The sequence below is a fragment of the Mesorhizobium sp. M0968 genome (assembly GCF_040319065.1).
Taxonomy (GTDB): Bacteria; Pseudomonadota; Alphaproteobacteria; order Rhizobiales; family Rhizobiaceae; genus Mesorhizobium.
Genome location: NZ_JAMYNL010000008.1, coordinates 98,334 through 114,401 on the forward strand (window position 1 = coordinate 98,334; position 16,068 = coordinate 114,401).

Consider the following 16,068-nt stretch of genomic DNA (forward strand, 5'->3'; position numbering starts at 1 on the left):
GACCGAGCTTCGCTCGGTCTCCCCTTCTCCCACAAGGGGAGAAGGGGAGACCAGCGCGGGCTTACTACCGCACCTCCATCCAGCGCTGTTCCGCGAACGAGCGCGCCATCGCGTGCACCGTGCGCTCGATCTCCAGGCCTTCGTCGAAATCGATGATCCGCGCCGGCTTGCCGGCAACTCGCGTCAACAGTTCCCGGCATTCGATAATCTTGAGGTCATTAAAGCCAAGGCCGTGGCCGGGCGCCGGCAGGAAGGCGTCATAAGGCTTATGATGCGGCGCCACCAGGATGGTGCGATAGCCTTGCTCGGTCGGCCGGTCGGCCGTCAGATAGAGTTGGAACTCGTTCATCCGCTCCTGGTCGTACAGGATCGAACCCTTCGAGCCAAAAATCTGGATGGCGATCCGGCCCTTGCGGCCCCAGGCCGAACGGTTGACCAGCAAGGTGCCGGCGATACCGTTTTCGAGATGCATCAGGATGCTGGCGATGTCGTAGGTCTCGACCGCGCGGCGCCCGCCCGAGGCGACGCGGCGATCGGCATAGGGTTTGGCCATGTCGCACATAACGCGGGCAACGCGGCCGAACAAGACCGCAATGAGCGACAGCGGGTGCACGGCGAAATCGTCGAGCGCGCCAAAGCCCGACGCCGCCTCGTGCTTCCAGAAGAACAGCGCCTCCGGATCGGCCATGAAGTCCTCGTCCATCTCGATACGCAGATGGTTGACCTCGCCGATGATCTTCTCGTCGAGCAGCGCGCCGATATGGCGGATTGCGGGGTTCTGGATGTAGTTATAGCCGAGCGCGGCGACTTTGCCCGACTTTTGGGCCGCCGTGGCCATTGCTTGCGCCTCCGCAAAGTTCGGCGCCATCGGTTTTTCACACCACAGATGCTTGCCGGCTTCGAGGATGGCGATGGCCATTTCCGGGTGGAACTGGTTCGGCGTGGTCAGCGAGATGACATCGACATCCGGGTCGTCGACGACAGCGCGCCAGTCACCGGACGCCTTGGCGAAGCCGAATTCGCTGGCACGGCGTTTGGCAAGATCCTCGTTGACCTCGCCCAGATGGACCAGCCTTGGCTTGGCCACATCGGGAAAGACGGTGCCGACCGCGTTCCAGGCAATGGCGTGGCACTTGCCCATGAAACCCGTGCCGATAAGACCTACCCCGACCATCCGCTTGCCTCCCTGTGCGCAAAATTTGTGTGGATGAATTAGTCCATTTTGTCTGCAGATGGAACGCTTGTCTCATTTTTTATGGTGTTCTTGCACAGGCCCGCTATGATGGGCCACAGAGGGAACCAGACGATGAGCCTGGGCGGAGCGACGATGGACGAACGGGTGCCGCGCGATTTCGAGACGCTGCGGGCGACGATACTGGAGCGGCGTCAGAGCCTGCCGAAACGTATCGCCCAGATCGCCGCCTATGCGCTCGACAACCCAGACGATATCGCCTTCGGCACCGCTGCCAGCATCGCCGCTTCCGCCGGTGTCCAGCCTTCGACCCTGATCCGCTTTGCCCAGCAGCTTGGTTTTGATGGTTTCACCAGCCTGCAGTTGGTGTTTCGCGAGCGCCTGCGCGAGCGCAACTCATCCTATGATGAAAGGCTGGCGGCATTGCGCGCCAAGGCCGAGGAAGGCGCCGGCCACCGCGCGATTTTCGACGGTTTTGTTGCCGCAGCCAGTACCTCGCTCAACGACATTTCGCGCACGCTGAATGAAGACCATTTCGAAGATGCGATCACTGTGCTGGCCAAGGCCGAAACCATTTACGTGCTGGCCAAGCGGCGCTCCTACCCGGTCGCCTCCTATATCGCCTATGCATTGGGCAAGCTCAAGATCCGCAACCAGCTGATCGAATCGGCCGCCGGCCTCAATGCAGAGATGATCGGCTTTGCCTCTCCAAGGGACGCCGTGATCGCCATCAGCTTTTCGCCCTATGCCCCGGCCACCATCGAGGAGGCGCGCGTCATTTCGGAGCAAGGCGTGCCGATCGTGGCGATTACCGACAGCTCCTTTTCGCCACTCGCTCAATTCGCCAGGGTCTGGTTCGAGGTCGCCGAGGCCGATTTCGCCGGCTTCCGCTCGCTGTCGGCGACGATGGCTTTGGCTATGGCGCTGACCGTCGCGGTCGGCGAGAAGCGGCGCGATAGCGGCCGCAAGCGCAAGCCTTAGATCACCTCTATTGCCGTTTCGCCTTCTGCCGAAAGCCGCGCTGCGTCGCGGGCAGGCGGCGACCCGAACTGGCGGGCATACTCCCGGCTGAACTGGGAAGCACTCACATAGCCGACGGCGAAGGCGACACGTGCGACGTTGCCCGGCTGGGCAATCAGCAGATGGCGGGCTTCCAGCAAGCGGATTTGCTTTTGATACTGGATTGGGCTCATGGCCGTCGCCGCCTTGAAGTGACGATAAAACGCAGCACTGCTCATACGGGCAATCTCGGCCAGATCGCCGACCCGGACCGGCTGATGGGGATGCGAACGGATCCAGGCGATCGCCCGGCCAATCCGGGACAGATGGCCATCGGCGCGCGCAAGTTCACGAAGCTTTCCGCCTTGCGGGCCTTGCAGGAGCCGAAACAGCATCTCTCGCTCGATCATGGTCGCGAGCACGGGAATCTGCGATGGCCGGTCAAGCAGCCGCATCATTCGACGCAACGCGTCGAGCAGATCGTCATCAGCGGGAGAGGTGGAGAAACTGTCGCCCCTGAGGGCCGGCGCGTGCTCGACGAGGAGCGCGGCGACGGCCTGCAGGTCAAGGGTCAGGCCAATGGCCAGGTAAGGACGCGCCGCGCTCGCTTCGATTATCTGGCTGATGGTGGGCGTCTCGACAGTATAGATGAAATAGCTGGCCGGATTGTAACGAAGAGCCCGGTCGCCGATCAGAACCGTCTTCGCGCCCTGCAGTACGAATAAGATCCCCGACCCCCACACCCCTGGCATTGGCGCCGTGGCGACTTCGCTGCGGCCGATCGAAACGCGGGGAATCGCCGTTCTTGTTCTTCGCCCGCGCGCATGGCGGCCGGCGATCTCGATCAACTCCTGCAGCGCTTCGCTCATTGCGCCAGCATCGCGCATTCGCACCAGCTGCGCAACAGCGTGAGAGGATTAGGCAAGAACCGGAGAATTTCCGGCGCGCGGCGCCCGCTGTCTCGCGCCATTTGTGGGTCTTCCACAAGAAAAATGGAGACACCGATTATGAGAACATCGAAAAGCGCGCTGGTGACCGGCGCCAACAAGGGTATAGGCCGTGAAATCGCCCGGCGACTGGCGACCATGGGCTTCAAGGTCTGGCTCGGCGCCAGGAGCGCCGAACGCGGCATGGCGGCGGCGCAGGCATTGCGCGCCGAAGGCCTCGACGTGGAGTGGCTTGAGCTGGACGTCACGCGGGATGACAGTGTGAAGGCGGCAGCCGAGGCATTCAGGCAGGCCAGCCCCTGCCTCGACGTGCTGGTGAACAACGCCGGCGTCGCCATCAATTACGACCTGCCGCCGAGCCAGCAGCGGATCGCCGACATCCAGGCCACCTACGACGTCAATGTCTTCGGCCCGATCCGCGTGACCCAGGCATTCCTGTCGCTGCTGCTAGCAGCACCTGCTGCCCGGATCGTGATGGTGAGCAGCTCCACCGGGTCCATCGGCCGGGCGCTCGATCCCGCCACTGCGAACCACGCCGTTAACATGATGGGCTACGGCAGCTCCAAGACAGCCTTGAACGCCATCACGGTGGCATTCGCCAGGGAGCTCGCGCCGCAAGGCATCAAGGTCAACGCCGCGGCGCCCGGCTACACTGCCACCGATCTCAACGGGTATAAAGGTCACCGCACGGTGCAGCAGGCGGCCGAGATCGTCATTCACCTGGCGACCTTGGACGCCGATGGCCCGACCGCCGGGTACTTCAACGATGATGGCCCGCTTCCTTGGTAAATCAGCTGGTTTCAGTGGTAGACACTTGACGTTCGTCTGACTTCAAAGTTTCTGAACGCGCGAGCCTTGCACAGCACTTTTCAGCCTTGGGAATGCTCGTTCCATATTGACTATGGATTGGAATTATTATTTCATATTGCCGGCGCCACGCTGCCGCTCGCGCGTGTTACCCAATACAACAAGCCGATGGGAGGTTCGAATGGGCGAAGCCGTGGAAGCGAGACATGCGCCGCTCGACATCATCACCATCGGCCGCGCTTCCGTCGATCTCTACGGCCAGCAGATCGGCTCGCGCCTCGAGGACATTACTTCCTTTGCCAAGTCGGTCGGCGGCTGTCCGGCCAATATCGCGGTCGGTACTGCCAGGCTCGGCCTGCGCTCGGCGCTGCTCACCCGCGTCGGCAATGAGCAGATGGGCCGCTTCATCCGCGAGCAGCTGACCCGCGAGGGCGTTTCGGTCCAAGGTCTCAAGACCGATCCAGAGCGGCTGACCGCCCTGGTGCTGCTGTCGGTCGAGGATGAAGGCGTCTCGCCGATGATCTTCTATCGCAGCGATTGCGCCGACATGGCGCTTTCGAAAGACGATATCGATGAGGCGTTTATCGCTTCGGCACGCGCGGTCGTCGTCACCGGCACGCATTTTTCACGGCCCAACAGCGACGCCGCCCAGCGCAAGGCGATCCGTGTCATGAAAGCCAAGGGCGGCAAGGTGGTGTTCGACATCGACTACCGCCCCAACCTCTGGGGTCTCGCCGGCCACGCCGAAGGCTTCGAGCGCTATGTGAAATCCGACCGCGTCTCGGCGCAGTTGAAGACGGTGCTGCCCGATTGCGATCTCATCGTCGGCACCGAAGAGGAAATCATGATCGCCTCGGGCGCAGACGATTGCCTGAGCGCGCTGAAAACCATCCGCTCGCTGTCGGCGGCAACCATCGTGCTGAAACGCGGCGCCATGGGCTGCATCGTCTATGACGGGCCGATCAGCGACGACCTCGAGGACGGTATCGTCGGCAAGGGATTTCCAATCGAAGTCTACAATGTGCTCGGCGCCGGCGACGCCTTCATGTCGGGCTTCCTGCGCGGCTGGCTCGGCGAGGAAGGCTTGGCGACGGCGGCGACCTGGGCCAATGCCTGCGGCGCCTTTGCCGTGTCGCGGCTCCTCTGCGCACCGGAATACCCGACTTTCGAGGAATTGCAGTTCTTCCTGAAAAACGGCAGCAAGCATCTGGCGCTGCGCAAGGACGAGGCGATCAATCACATCCATTGGGCGACCACGCGCCGGCGCGACATCCCCTCGCTGATGGCGTTCGCCTGCGACCACCGCGTCCAGCTGGAGGATGTCGCGGCAAAAGCCGGCGCCGATCCGTCGCGAATCCCGGCTTTCAAGGTGCTGACGGTCAAGGCTGCGGCCAAGGTCGCGGCTGGCCGCGCCGGCTACGGCATGCTGCTCGACGAAAAATACGGACGCGAGGCGATGTTCGAATTCGCCCACCATTCCTTCGCCTGGCTCGGCCGGCCGGTCGAGTTGCCGGGTTCGCGGCCGCTTCGCTTCGAGTTCTCGCAAGACATAGGTTCGCAACTGACCGAATGGCCGGTCGACCACTGCATCAAGTGCCTGTGCTTCTATCATCCAGACGATCCTGCGGCGCTGAAGATCGAGCAGCAGCAGAAGCTCAAAAGCCTGTTCGAGGCCGCGCGGAAAGTGGGTAGAGAACTTCTCATCGAGATCATCGCCGGCAAGCACGGCAAGCTCGACGACATGACGATCCCGCGGGCGCTGGAGGAACTCTATGCGCTCGGCATCAAGCCCGATTGGTGGAAGCTCGAACCGCAGGCATCGGCCGGCGCATGGGCAAAGATCGAAGCGGTGATCCTGAAGCACGATCCGTGGTGCCGTGGAATTGTGCTGCTTGGCCTGGAAGCGCCGCAGGACGAGCTGGAAGCGGCCTTCGCCGCCACCGCCAAGGCGCCTATCGTCAAAGGCTTCGCTGTCGGCCGCACCATCTTCATTAACGCGGCCGAACAATGGCTTGCCGGCAAGATGTCGGACGAGGAGGCGGTGGCCGACATGGCATCGCGTTTCGAAAAACTGACCGAGGCATGGCTTGCCGCGCGCGGTCGCAAAGCAGCATAAGAAGGCGCGACATAAGCACTGCGGAGGAACCGACATGACCAAGACAATCCGCCTGACGATGGCGCAGGCGCTGACCCGCTTTCTTGCCCGACAGATGACCGAGATGCACGGCAAGAAAGTGCCGATCTTCGGCGGAGTCTGGGCGATCTTCGGCCACGGCAATGTCGCCGGCGTCGGCGAGGCGCTCTACCAGGTTCGCGACGAACTGCCGACCTTCCGTGCCCATAACGAGCAGGCAATGGCGCATGCGGCGATCGCCTACGCCAAGGCCAATTTCCGCCGCCGCTTCATGGCCGCGACCAGTTCGATCGGCCCCGGCGCGCTCAACATGGTGACCGCTGCGGCACTTGCGCATGTAAACAGGTTGCCTGTCCTGTTTCTGCCTGGCGACGTCTTCGCCAATCGCATTCCCGATCCCGTCCTGCAGCAGGCCGAGGATTTTTCCGATGGCACGGCGACGGTCAATGACTGCCTCCGCCCGGTGTCGCGCTATTTCGACCGCATCACGCGGCCGGAGCAGATCATGCCGGCGCTCAACCGCGCCATGCAGGTGCTGACCGATCCCGCCGAATGCGGCCCGGTGACGCTGGCGCTGTGCCAGGACGTGCAGGCCGAGGCCTATGACTACCCCGAGAGTTTCTTTGCCGAGCGACTCTGGACGCCGCGACGGCAGCGCCCGGACCGCAACGAACTGGCGGCCGCAGTCGCGGTACTCAAAGCAGCGAAAAAGCCGCTGATCATCGCCGGCGGCGGCGTACTCTATTCGCAGGCGTCCGAGGAGCTGGCAAAACTGGTGCAAGGCGCCGGCATTCCAGTTTGTGAGACGCAAGGCGGCAAATCCTCGCTCCCGGACGATCATCCGTTGAACATGGGCGCGGTCGGCGTTACCGGCACTTCGGCGGCCAACAGGCTGGCCGAAGAGGCCGACGTCGTGCTTGCCGTCGGCACCAGACTGCAGGATTTCACCACCGGCTCCTGGGCATTGTTCAAGCATGCCGGCAGGACCATCATCGGGCTCAACGTGCAGCCTTTTGACGCCGGAAAGCACCAGGCGCTGCCGCTGGTCGCCGATGCGGCGGAAGGGCTCGCCGAACTCGCTGCGGCGCTGAAAGGCTGGAAAGCCCCTTCAGGCTGGACCGACAATGCGATCGCGGGCAAGAAGAACTGGCAAGCGGATGCCGACAAGGTGACGGCGTCGACCAATGCCGCCTATCCGTCCGACGCGCAAGTGATCGGCGCAGTACAGCGCGCCATGGGCTCCGGCGTGGTACTGCTTCATGCCGCCGGCGGCTTGCCCGGCGAATTGCACAAGCTATGGCAGGCGGGTGCCCCCGGCTCCTACCACGCAGAATACGGCTTCTCGACAATGGGCTATGAAATCGCCGGCGGGCTTGGCGTCAAGATGGCCAAGCCGGACGAAGAGGTCGTGGTGATGATCGGCGACGGCTCTTACCTGATGCTCAATTCCGAGATCGCGACCTCGGTGATGCTCGGCCTCAAGCTGACCATCGTGCTGCTCGACAACCGCGGCTATGGCTGCATCAACCGGTTGCAGATGGCGACCGGCGGCGCCAACTTCAACAATCTGCTGAAGGACGCCCGTCACGAAACCTTGCCCGAGATCGACTTCGCCGCGCACGCTGCGAGCATGGGTGCGATTGCCGAAAAAGTGCCGTCGGTCGCCGGGCTGGAAACGGCGCTGGCGCAAGCGAAGAAGAACACGCGAACGACGGTGCTGGTCATCGACACCGACCCGCTGGTTTCGACCGAGGCCGGTGGAAGCTGGTGGGATGTCGCAGTGCCGGAAGTCTCGGCACGGCCGCAAGTGAATGCCGCGCGCAAGAAATACGAGGAAGCGCTGGGCGGGCGGGTTCTTTAGCCATCCGCGAACGCGCCTCGAATGTCTGAAACTGGAGTGACGACTTGAAAGCCAAACTGGGCATGTCCCCCATTGCATGGTGGAACGACGATCTTGCCGAACTCAGCGATGATGTGTCGCTGGAGGAGTGCCTGCGCCAGTCGCGCTCGGCTGGCTTTACCGGAATGGAAATGGGCCGCCGCTTTCCCAACGATCCGCAAATCATGCTGCCGATCCTGAAAGAGGCCGACGTGACGCTTTGCGGCGGCTGGTTCTCGGGGACGCTGGTCGACGAAGACATGGCGAAGAACAAGGATCGTATCCAGCCGATGATCGACCTGTTCAAGGCGGTGAACGCGCCATGCATCGTCTATGGTGAAGTCGGCCGCTCCATCCAGGGCGACCGCTCGAAGCCGCTCGCCAGCAAGCCCAGGCTTTCGGACGAGGAAATGAAAGCCTACGCCCGGCGGCTCACGCAGTTCGGCGAATGGTGTGCAGAGCAAGGCATGCCGCTCTCCTACCATCATCATATGGCGGCAGTAGTTGAGACCGAGCCAGAGCTAGATGCCTTCATGCGCTATTCGGGAGAAGGCATTCCATTGCTGCTCGACGCGGGTCACCTGGCCTTTGCCGGCGGCGATGTGCTGCGCGCTATTGATAACCACCACCGGCGCATCAACCACGTGCATGTGAAAGACGTACGCATGGAGGTGATCAACAAGCTGGATCGTAGCAGGCAATCCTTTCTCGATGCGGTGGCGCTTGGTGCCTTCACCGTGCCGGGAGATGGCTCCTTGGACTTTGGCGCCATCGTCCAGAGGCTCGCCGACCATGGCTATGAGGGCTGGTTCGTGGTCGAGGCCGAGCAGGATCCGAAGAAGAACCCGCCGCTCAAGATGGCGCAGGTCGGCTACAAGGAATTGATGCGGGTGATGACAGCGGCCGGCTATACGGTGGAGACAAAAGGCTTTCCCAATGCTTGAGGCTCGCGAGGAAGGGCTGATCCGATGCCGGGGGTGATCCGATGAAAGACTCCGAGCACCCGTTTTTCCGGCCGCTGTGGCGGCGCGTTGCCGTTGTCGCGGTCTGCCTGGTCTGGTCGGTGATCGAATTCGCCACCGGCACGCCGTTCTGGGGCGTGATCGCGCTCGGCTTCGCCGGCTATGCCGTCTGGCAATTCTTCTATCTCTACAAGCCGGCTGACGAGGACAAGTCATCGGCGGACGCCGAACCGAAGGAATGACCATGTCGAAGCTGCTCGTCAAAGCCAATAAGGGCCACGGCCGCGTCGCTCATGTGACGCCGCAAAACGCCGGCTGGACCTATGTCGGCTTCGATCTGCATCGGCTCAGGCCCGGCGAGAGCGCTTCCGGGCAAACCGCGGATCGTGAGGTCTGCCTGGTGTTCGTCACCGGCAAGGGCAAGGCCAAGGCCGGCGGCAAGGATCTCGGCTTGCTGGGCGAACGCATGTCGCCGTTCGAAGGCAAGCCTTGGTCGGTCTATGTGCCGCAGGGGTCGGAGTGGTCGGTGAGCGCCGATACCGATCTCGAACTTGCCGTCTGTTCGGCGCCAGGACTGGGCGGCGGTCTGCCGGTCCGTGTCATCGGGCCCGACGATCTCGGCCAGGAGGTTCGCGGCAAAGGCACCAACACGCGCTATGTCACCAACATCCTGCCGGAGGCCAAGCCGGCCGATTCCTTGCTGGTGGTTGAAGTCATCACACCCGGCGGCCACACATCGAGCTATCCGCCGCACAAGCACGACCAGGACAATCTGCCGGCCGAATCCTATCTCGAGGAGACCTATTACCACCGTCTCAACCCGCCACAGGGCTTTGCTTTCCAGCGCGTCTACACCGATGCCGACCAGAACGGTGCTCGTTCGCTCGACGAGGCGATGGCGATCGAGGACGGCGACGTCGTGCTGGTCCCCAAGGGTTATCACCCCTGCGCCGCCTGCCACGGCTATGATCTCTATTATCTCAACGTCATGGCCGGACCGAAGCGGACGTGGAAATTCCACAACGCGCCCGAGCACGAATGGCTGATGAAGGCCTAACCACTTCCCCTTCGCCCCAACCGCTGGTCCAAGCGAAAAATCGTCGGCTAACGACCCGGCTGTGTGGTTTTGTTGCCGAAAACGCCGCAAAGCTTCGTCAATTCGTCATGGAAATCACCTATGGCAGCGGGGCTGACGAGGACTTTCGATGCGCTACGCGATCTATTTCACCCCCCGACAGGACGAACCGCTGGCACGGATCGCTGCCGACTGGCTCGCCCGCGACCCATTCGGTGCCGCCACAAAGCCGGTCGAGGCTGCGGGCGAGTTGTCGGCGGCAGAAGTTGCCTTCCATACCGCCTCGGCGCGCCGCTATGGCTTTCATGCGACACTGAAGGCGCCCTTCAGACTGGCCTCCAACGAGACGGAAACGTCGCTTCGTGCAGCACTCGACGATTTTGCCGAGGCGACGCCGCTGGTTACGATCCCGCGCCTCGTCGTCAGCCAGATCGACGGCTTCTTCGCGCTGGTGCCGGAAGCACCGCTGCCGGCGCTCAACCGCTTCGCCGACGACGTTGTGCGCGACTTCGACCGCTTCCGCGCGCCGTTGACGGAAGCCGAGATCGAACGGCGCAGCCCCGATTCGCTGAAGCCCGACGAGTTCCGCAATCTCTGCCAGTGGGGCTATCCCTATGTCTTCGAGACGTTTCGCTTCCATATGACGCTGTCCGGCCGGGTGTCGTCACAGGAAAGCCCTCGTCTTCGCCTAGCAATCGACAGCCTGTTTACGGACGTGCTGCAACGGCCGGTGGCGGTGGACGCGCTGACGCTGTTTGTGGAAACTGAACCGGGTGCGCCGTTCATGGTGCTGTCGCATCACGCGCTCGGGCGCCACCCGGCCAGAAGAACTGCCTAAATGGCTATTTGCTTTAACCGGATAGTGCGACGCCAATTCATTTTCAATTGGCTGCAAAATGCTGCAAGGACTGCCTGAAATGACTGCCGAGACCGTTCTTGACAATGCCCGTATCGTGCTGGCCGACCAGATCGTCGAAGGGTCGATCGTGCTGCGCGACGGGGTGATCGCCGCCATCGATCCCGGCGCTGCCCGCAGCGGCGAGGACATGGGCGGCGACTTCATCATCCCTGGCCTGGTCGAGCTCCATACCGACCATCTCGAAGGCCATTACGCGCCGCGGCCGAAAGTGCGCTGGAACCCGATCGCAGCCGTGCTCGCGCATGACGCCCAGGTGGCGACCGCCGGCATTACCACCGTGCTCGACGCCTTGCGTGTCGGCATGGACGAGGATGCCGACCTGATGGCCGCCGACATACGCAAGCTGGCCGACGCGATCGAGGACAGCGTACAGCAGGACCGGCTCAGGGCCGACCATTTCCTCCATCTGCGTTGCGAGGTTTCGGCGCCGGACTGCCTCACGGCCTTCGCCAATTTCGACGGCGACGAGCGGGTCAGGCTGGCGTCGCTGATGGACCATGCGCCCGGACAGCGCCAGTTCGTCAATTTGGAAACCTACGCCTATTACTACCAGCGCAAGCTGAAGCTGACCGATCGCGATTTCCAGAAATTCTGCGAAAAGCGGATGGCGGAATCGGCGAGGAATTCGAGCCCGAACCGCAGCTTCATCGCCGCGGCTTGTCATGAGCGCAGCATCGTGCTCGCCAGCCATGACGACGCGACCGTCGGCCATGTCGACGAAGCGATCGAGCAAGGTGTGCGCGTCGCCGAGTTCCCGACCACCGAGGAGGCGGCGCGGGCTTCAAAAGAGGCAGGGCTCGGCGTATTGATGGGCGCGCCGAACGTCATGCGCGGCGCGTCGCATTCGGGCAATGTCTCGGCCCGCACGCTGGCCGGCGATGGCCTGCTCGATATCCTGTCGTCGGACTACATTCCCTTCAGTCTGATCCAGTCAGCCTTCTTCCTCGGCGACGTGGTCGAGGGCATTTCCTTGCCACAGGCGGTGGCGATGGTCTCGAAGAACCCGGCCGAGGCGGTCGGCCTCACCGATCGCGGTGTCATCGAGCCCGGCCGGCGCGCCGATCTGGTTCGCGTGCGCGTCGACGACCATGTCCCGGTCGTCCGCACGGTCTGGCGGCAGGGACGCCGGGTCGCATGATGGTGTCGGCATCGGTCGAGCGTGAATTGTCCGCCGCGAGATTTCCGATCCGCGACGGTGTCTTCGTCGCCGTCGTCGGGCCGAGCGGTGCCGGCAAGGACACGGTGATCGGCTATGCGCGCGCCGTGTTTGCCGACGAGAGCCGGCTGGAGTTCGTGCGCCGGGTGATCACCCGGCCGAGCGATGCGGCCACCGAGGATCACGATACGCTCGCCGATGCTGCCTTCGTCGAGGCCGAAGCGGATGGTGCCTTCGCCATTTCCTGGGAGGCGCATGGCCTGCGCTATGGCATCCCGGCCGAAGTCGACTGGTCGGTCTCAAACGGCCGTGTCGCGATCGCCAACGTCTCGCGCGCGATCATCCCGGCGCTGCGGGAGCGCTACGCCAATCTGGCGGTCGTCGAGATCACGGCTACACCGGATATCCTGGCCGAGCGGCTGGCATTGCGGGGTCGCGAATCGCGCGGCGAAGTGCTGGCACGGCTGGCGCGCAGTGCCAATGTGGCGCTGTCCGGACCGGGTGTCACCTCGATCGACAATAGCGGCCCTCGTGAAGCCGCCGGCGAGCGCTTCGCCGAGGTGCTGCGCAAGGCCATGGCCTTCTCCGACATGTCGGGCCTTATCTGAAGTAGAGCCCATCCGATGCATTCGGTATGGGCGCTACTTGTCTAACCGATATCTTTTTGGAAATCGGTATCCAGTTTTCGGGATTATGGCCTCATGCGGCGTGCCGGTCCCGACCAGCGTGACGAGTATCCGTGGCAGTGGTTGTCGAAGGCTTCGCTGGCGCATCCGCTGGTGTATCCAGAACTGCAACGTGGTGCCGATACACCATCTCCCAGCCCTTCCAGCCGGTGAACAGCAGTATGCAGACCACTATGAACGACAAGAGCGCACCCCATGGGCGGACCGCGGCTTCGGCGCCTTGCGCATAGCGAAGGTAGAAATTGATCAGTGCCACAACGACCGCGGTCAAGTTGCCCAGCATGTGATACCAGGCGTCGGACAAGGCGCGAATGCGCTGCTCGTTGAGGAAGTCGATAAAACCGGCTGTCGCAGCGAGAAGGGCCATTACTATGGCTGCCCCGATCAGCCACATCGATGCTCGTGCCCAGAAGGCATCGGCAGTCCCCCAGAAAACCAGGTCGGTGACAAACGCACCGACAAGAAACGCGACAGGAAAAGGTATCAGCATCGGGTGGAGGGGGTGAGTTCCTACTTTGGCGGTACTAACTGGATTCGTGGGCATGGAGCGCCTCCGCGTAGCAAAGCTTAAATAAACGCTCAGATACGGGTTTCGTTCCAAATAGAGACCGACCTGAACTGCTGTCGCGAAGCTCCGGCTGACTCTTTCACGCCACCTGCCATGGCAGTCGGCGAATTTCATCCAGCTATTTTTGCGTCACTCAGCGGCAGCACCCGCCACGCCCTTGCGTGTGGCTTCCAGCATCCGCCGCCGCGCCCTGAACACGCCCCATTGCTGGTCGACCAGCACGCCGATGAGGATCACCCCGCCCATGACGGCGAAGTTGAGCGAGGACGGGATGCCGAGCAGGTTGACGAGGTTCTGCAGCTCCTGCAGCAGCACGGTGCCGAGCAGGACGCCGATCAGCGAGCCTTCGCCGCCACGCAGCGAGAAGCCGCCGAGCACCGCGGCCGCGATGGCATAGAGCTCGTAGAACTGGCCGTGGCTCGCCGGCGAGATCGAGCGTGTGTACATGGCGAAATAGATAGCTGACAGCGCCGTCAGCACGCCGCAGATGAGATAGGCGGCCATGACGATGCGGCCGGTGCGGATGCCGGAATATTTTGCCGCTTCCTCGTTCTTGCCGATGGCATAGAGATAGCGCCCGAACACCGACCGGTGCAGCACCACCCACATGACGACGGCGATGACGATCAGCGCGATGAAGCTGTTCGGCACGCCCCAGGACCGCCCCGCCGTCAGGAACTCGAGTTCCGGGAAGTTCTGTCCGAAGGCAAAGCCGGCGGTGCCGTCAGCGGTGTAGAAGCGCGCCACGCCGCGATAGATCAACAGGCCGCACAAAGTCACCACGAAAGGCTGCAATTTGAGCCGGGTGATCAGCCAGCCATGCGCCAGCCCGATGATGCCGCCGAGCACCAGGATCAGCGGCAGGGCGACCGGCCAGGCCATGCCGCGCGTGGCGATGAAGTCGATGAACAGCACGCCGAGCAGCGCAACCACCGAGCCGACCGACAATTCGATGCCACCGGTGATGATGACGAAGGCTTGGCCAATCGACAGGATGCCGAACAACCCGATCAGGTTCGAGGTGTTGGCGAGATTGATCGGCAGCAGGAAGCGTGGGTTGATGATTGCCACCACCGCGCCGACCACCAGGATCAGGATCAGCAGGCCGAGATCTTTCTTGCTCATCGTCTTCTCCCAGTGCCTGCGAACTACTTCGGCTGCTTGCCGACCGCCAGCAGCAGCACGTTTTCCTGGCTGAACCGGTCCTTGTCGAGAATGCCCGAGATCTGGCCTTCATGCATGACGGCAATGCGGTCGGAAACGCCGATCACCTCCTCCATGTCGCTGGAGATCATCAGCACGGCGACGCCGGCGTCGGCCAGCGCCCGCATCAGCCCGTAGATCTCGGCCTTGGCGCCGATGTCGATACCGCGGGTCGGTTCGTCGAGAATCATCACCTTCGGCTTCATCGCCAGCCATTTGGCAAGCACGACCTTTTGCTGGTTGCCGCCCGACAGCGTACCGGTACGCGTCTGCACGGAGGGCGCCCTGATGCCGAGATCGGTCTTCTGCTTCTCGGCGGTGGCGGCCTCGGCGCCGGCCGAGACCAGCGAGCGCCGCGAATGCGCCGGCAGATTGGGCAGCGAGATGTTTTGGGCGATCGAAAGGTCGAGCAGGATGCCGGTCAGCTTGCGATCCTCGGGGACGAGGAAAATACCGTTGGCCACTGCGTCCGCGGCCGAACCAAGAACCAGATCTTTTCCGTCAAGCTGGAACGAGCCGCCAAAGCTCTTGTCGATGCCGAACAGGACGCGCGCCAGCTCCGTCCGGCCGGAGCCGACGAGACCGGCGAGGCCGAGGATCTCGCCATGCCTGACATCGAGGTCGACGGGCCGGTCGGGATAGGCAGCGGTGCGAATGGCCTTGACCGACAGCGCGACAGAGCCCGGCGGGCGCGCCGATTCCGCGGCCTTCTCGCGCTCCTTCAGCATGCGGCCGATCATCAGCTTGACCATCTGGTCGTGATTGATCGCGCTCTTCGGCAAGGTTCCGGCGAGCATTCCGTCCCTGAGCACGACGACGCGGTCGGCGACGCGCTCGACCTCGTGAAGGCGGTGCGAGATGAAAATGACACTGATGCCGTCTGCCTTCAGCGCCTTGATGACGCCGAGCAGCTTGTCGGTTTCGGCGATCGGCAGGCTCGAGGTCGGTTCGTCGAGGATAACCAGCCTTGCCTCGATCGACAGCGCCTTGGCGATCTCGACCATTTGCTGCTGCGCCAGCGACAGCGCCGACACCGGCGTATCGGCCGAGAAATTGGCGCCCACGCGTTTGAGCAGCGGCGCCGCCTGCGCTCGCAGCCTGGCGCGGTCGACGAGCTTGAGCGGCCCGGCGCGCAGCGGTTCGCGGCCAAAGAAGATATTGGCGGCCACGTCGAGGTTTTCGAACAGGTTGAGTTCCTGGTGGACGAAGGCGATGCCCGAGCCGATGCTCGCCTCGACAGTCAGCCCGTCATGGGCGGCGCCATCGACGGTGATGGTGCCGGTGTCCGGCCTGGTCACGCCCCCGAGGATCTTCATCAGCGTCGATTTGCCGGCGCCGTTTTCGCCGACCAGGCCGATGACCTCGCCGGGCCTTACGTCCATCGAGAATCCGTCCAGCGCGACGACACCGGGATAGGTCTTGCGCACACCGTCGAGGCTCAGGAACGGAGCGTCCGTGGATGCAACGATGGATGGGTCGGAATAATTCATCACGCCTGACAGCAGCCGGTGAGCCGTTTGGTCTCAGACTGACGGGCCTCG

General features: G+C 63.1%; 15 protein-coding genes. 10 read left to right on the top strand and 5 right to left on the bottom strand.

From position 1 onward, the window contains the following. Nucleotides 1–64: 64 nt before the first annotated feature. Nucleotides 65–1,174 (bottom strand): Gfo/Idh/MocA family protein, encoded by a 1,110-nt coding sequence (locus tag NKH67_RS16545; protein WP_353031314.1) that lies wholly within the window; start codon nt 1,172–1,174, stop codon nt 65–67. 153 nt (nt 1,175–1,327) lie between these two features. On the opposite strand from NKH67_RS16545, the gene NKH67_RS16550 reads away from it, so the two are divergent. Further along, nucleotides 1,328–2,173 (top strand): MurR/RpiR family transcriptional regulator, encoded by an 846-nt coding sequence (locus NKH67_RS16550; RefSeq protein WP_352540037.1) that lies wholly within the window; start codon nt 1,328–1,330, stop codon nt 2,171–2,173. Here the strand turns inward: NKH67_RS16550 and NKH67_RS16555 are convergent. After that, nucleotides 2,170–3,060 carry an AraC family transcriptional regulator gene (locus NKH67_RS16555; RefSeq protein ID WP_353031316.1) on the bottom strand — a complete coding sequence of 297 codons (891 nt, stop codon included), beginning with the start codon at nt 3,058–3,060 and terminating at the stop codon, nt 2,170–2,172. The genes NKH67_RS16550 and NKH67_RS16555 overlap by 4 nt on opposite strands. A 138-nt stretch (nt 3,061–3,198) precedes the next feature. Between NKH67_RS16555 and NKH67_RS16560 the strand changes: the two genes are divergently transcribed. The 9 genes from NKH67_RS16560 to phnN all read left to right on the top strand — a co-directional run bounded on the left by NKH67_RS16560 (nt 3,199) and on the right by phnN (nt 12,678). Further along, nucleotides 3,199–3,927, top strand: coding sequence for an SDR family oxidoreductase (locus NKH67_RS16560; protein WP_352970141.1), 729 nt, complete (start codon nt 3,199–3,201; stop codon nt 3,925–3,927). 199 nt (nt 3,928–4,126) lie between these two features. Continuing rightward, nucleotides 4,127–6,061, top strand: a complete 1,935-nt coding sequence (locus tag NKH67_RS16565) for a bifunctional 5-dehydro-2-deoxygluconokinase/5-dehydro-2-deoxyphosphogluconate aldolase (RefSeq protein WP_353031318.1) — start codon at nt 4,127–4,129, stop codon at nt 6,059–6,061. 34 nt (nt 6,062–6,095) lie between these two features. Next, nucleotides 6,096–7,940, top strand: coding sequence for a 3D-(3,5/4)-trihydroxycyclohexane-1,2-dione acylhydrolase (decyclizing) (gene iolD, locus NKH67_RS16570; RefSeq protein WP_352819563.1), 1,845 nt, complete (start codon nt 6,096–6,098; stop codon nt 7,938–7,940). A gap of 44 nt (nt 7,941–7,984) precedes the next feature. Further along, nucleotides 7,985–8,902 (top strand): myo-inosose-2 dehydratase, encoded by a 918-nt coding sequence (gene iolE / locus NKH67_RS16575; protein WP_352472331.1) that lies wholly within the window; start codon nt 7,985–7,987, stop codon nt 8,900–8,902. A gap of 41 nt (nt 8,903–8,943) precedes the next feature. Then, entirely contained in the window at nt 8,944–9,162 is a 219-nt protein-coding gene (locus tag NKH67_RS16580) for a DUF3329 domain-containing protein (RefSeq protein ID WP_352453009.1), read from the top strand. Nucleotides 9,163–9,164: 2 nt separating this feature from the next. Beyond that, nucleotides 9,165–9,977, top strand: a complete 813-nt coding sequence (gene iolB / locus NKH67_RS16585; protein WP_353031321.1) for a 5-deoxy-glucuronate isomerase — start codon at nt 9,165–9,167, stop codon at nt 9,975–9,977. Nucleotides 9,978–10,125: 148 nt separating this feature from the next. Then, the gene (locus NKH67_RS16590) at nt 10,126–10,833 is read left to right on the top strand and encodes a DUF1045 domain-containing protein (RefSeq protein ID WP_352614987.1); all 708 of its coding nucleotides are present in this window, start codon (nt 10,126–10,128) and stop codon (nt 10,831–10,833) included. Nucleotides 10,834–10,912: 79 nt separating this feature from the next. Next, nucleotides 10,913–12,052 (top strand): alpha-D-ribose 1-methylphosphonate 5-triphosphate diphosphatase, encoded by a 1,140-nt coding sequence (locus tag NKH67_RS16595; RefSeq protein ID WP_353031323.1) that lies wholly within the window; start codon nt 10,913–10,915, stop codon nt 12,050–12,052. After that, nucleotides 12,049–12,678 (top strand): phosphonate metabolism protein/1,5-bisphosphokinase (PRPP-forming) PhnN, encoded by a 630-nt coding sequence (gene phnN / locus NKH67_RS16600; protein ID WP_352614989.1) that lies wholly within the window; start codon nt 12,049–12,051, stop codon nt 12,676–12,678. Before NKH67_RS16595 ends, phnN begins: the two co-directional genes overlap by 4 nt. A 91-nt stretch (nt 12,679–12,769) precedes the next feature. On the opposite strand, the gene NKH67_RS16605 is transcribed toward phnN, so the two are convergent. The 3 genes from NKH67_RS16605 to NKH67_RS16615 form a co-directional block, all read right to left on the bottom strand. Further along, on the bottom strand, nt 12,770–13,300 hold the full coding sequence (locus tag NKH67_RS16605; protein WP_353031325.1) for a DUF2231 domain-containing protein: 531 nt from the start codon (nt 13,298–13,300) through the stop codon (nt 12,770–12,772). Between the two features lie 153 nt (nt 13,301–13,453). Next, complete coding sequence (locus NKH67_RS16610; RefSeq protein WP_352769530.1) at nt 13,454–14,449, bottom strand: ABC transporter permease; 996 nt, start codon at nt 14,447–14,449, stop codon at nt 13,454–13,456. 23 nt (nt 14,450–14,472) lie between these two features. After that, nucleotides 14,473–16,017 carry a sugar ABC transporter ATP-binding protein gene (locus NKH67_RS16615; protein ID WP_352769527.1) on the bottom strand — a complete coding sequence of 515 codons (1,545 nt, stop codon included), beginning with the start codon at nt 16,015–16,017 and terminating at the stop codon, nt 14,473–14,475. Nucleotides 16,018–16,068: the final 51 nt, after the last annotated feature.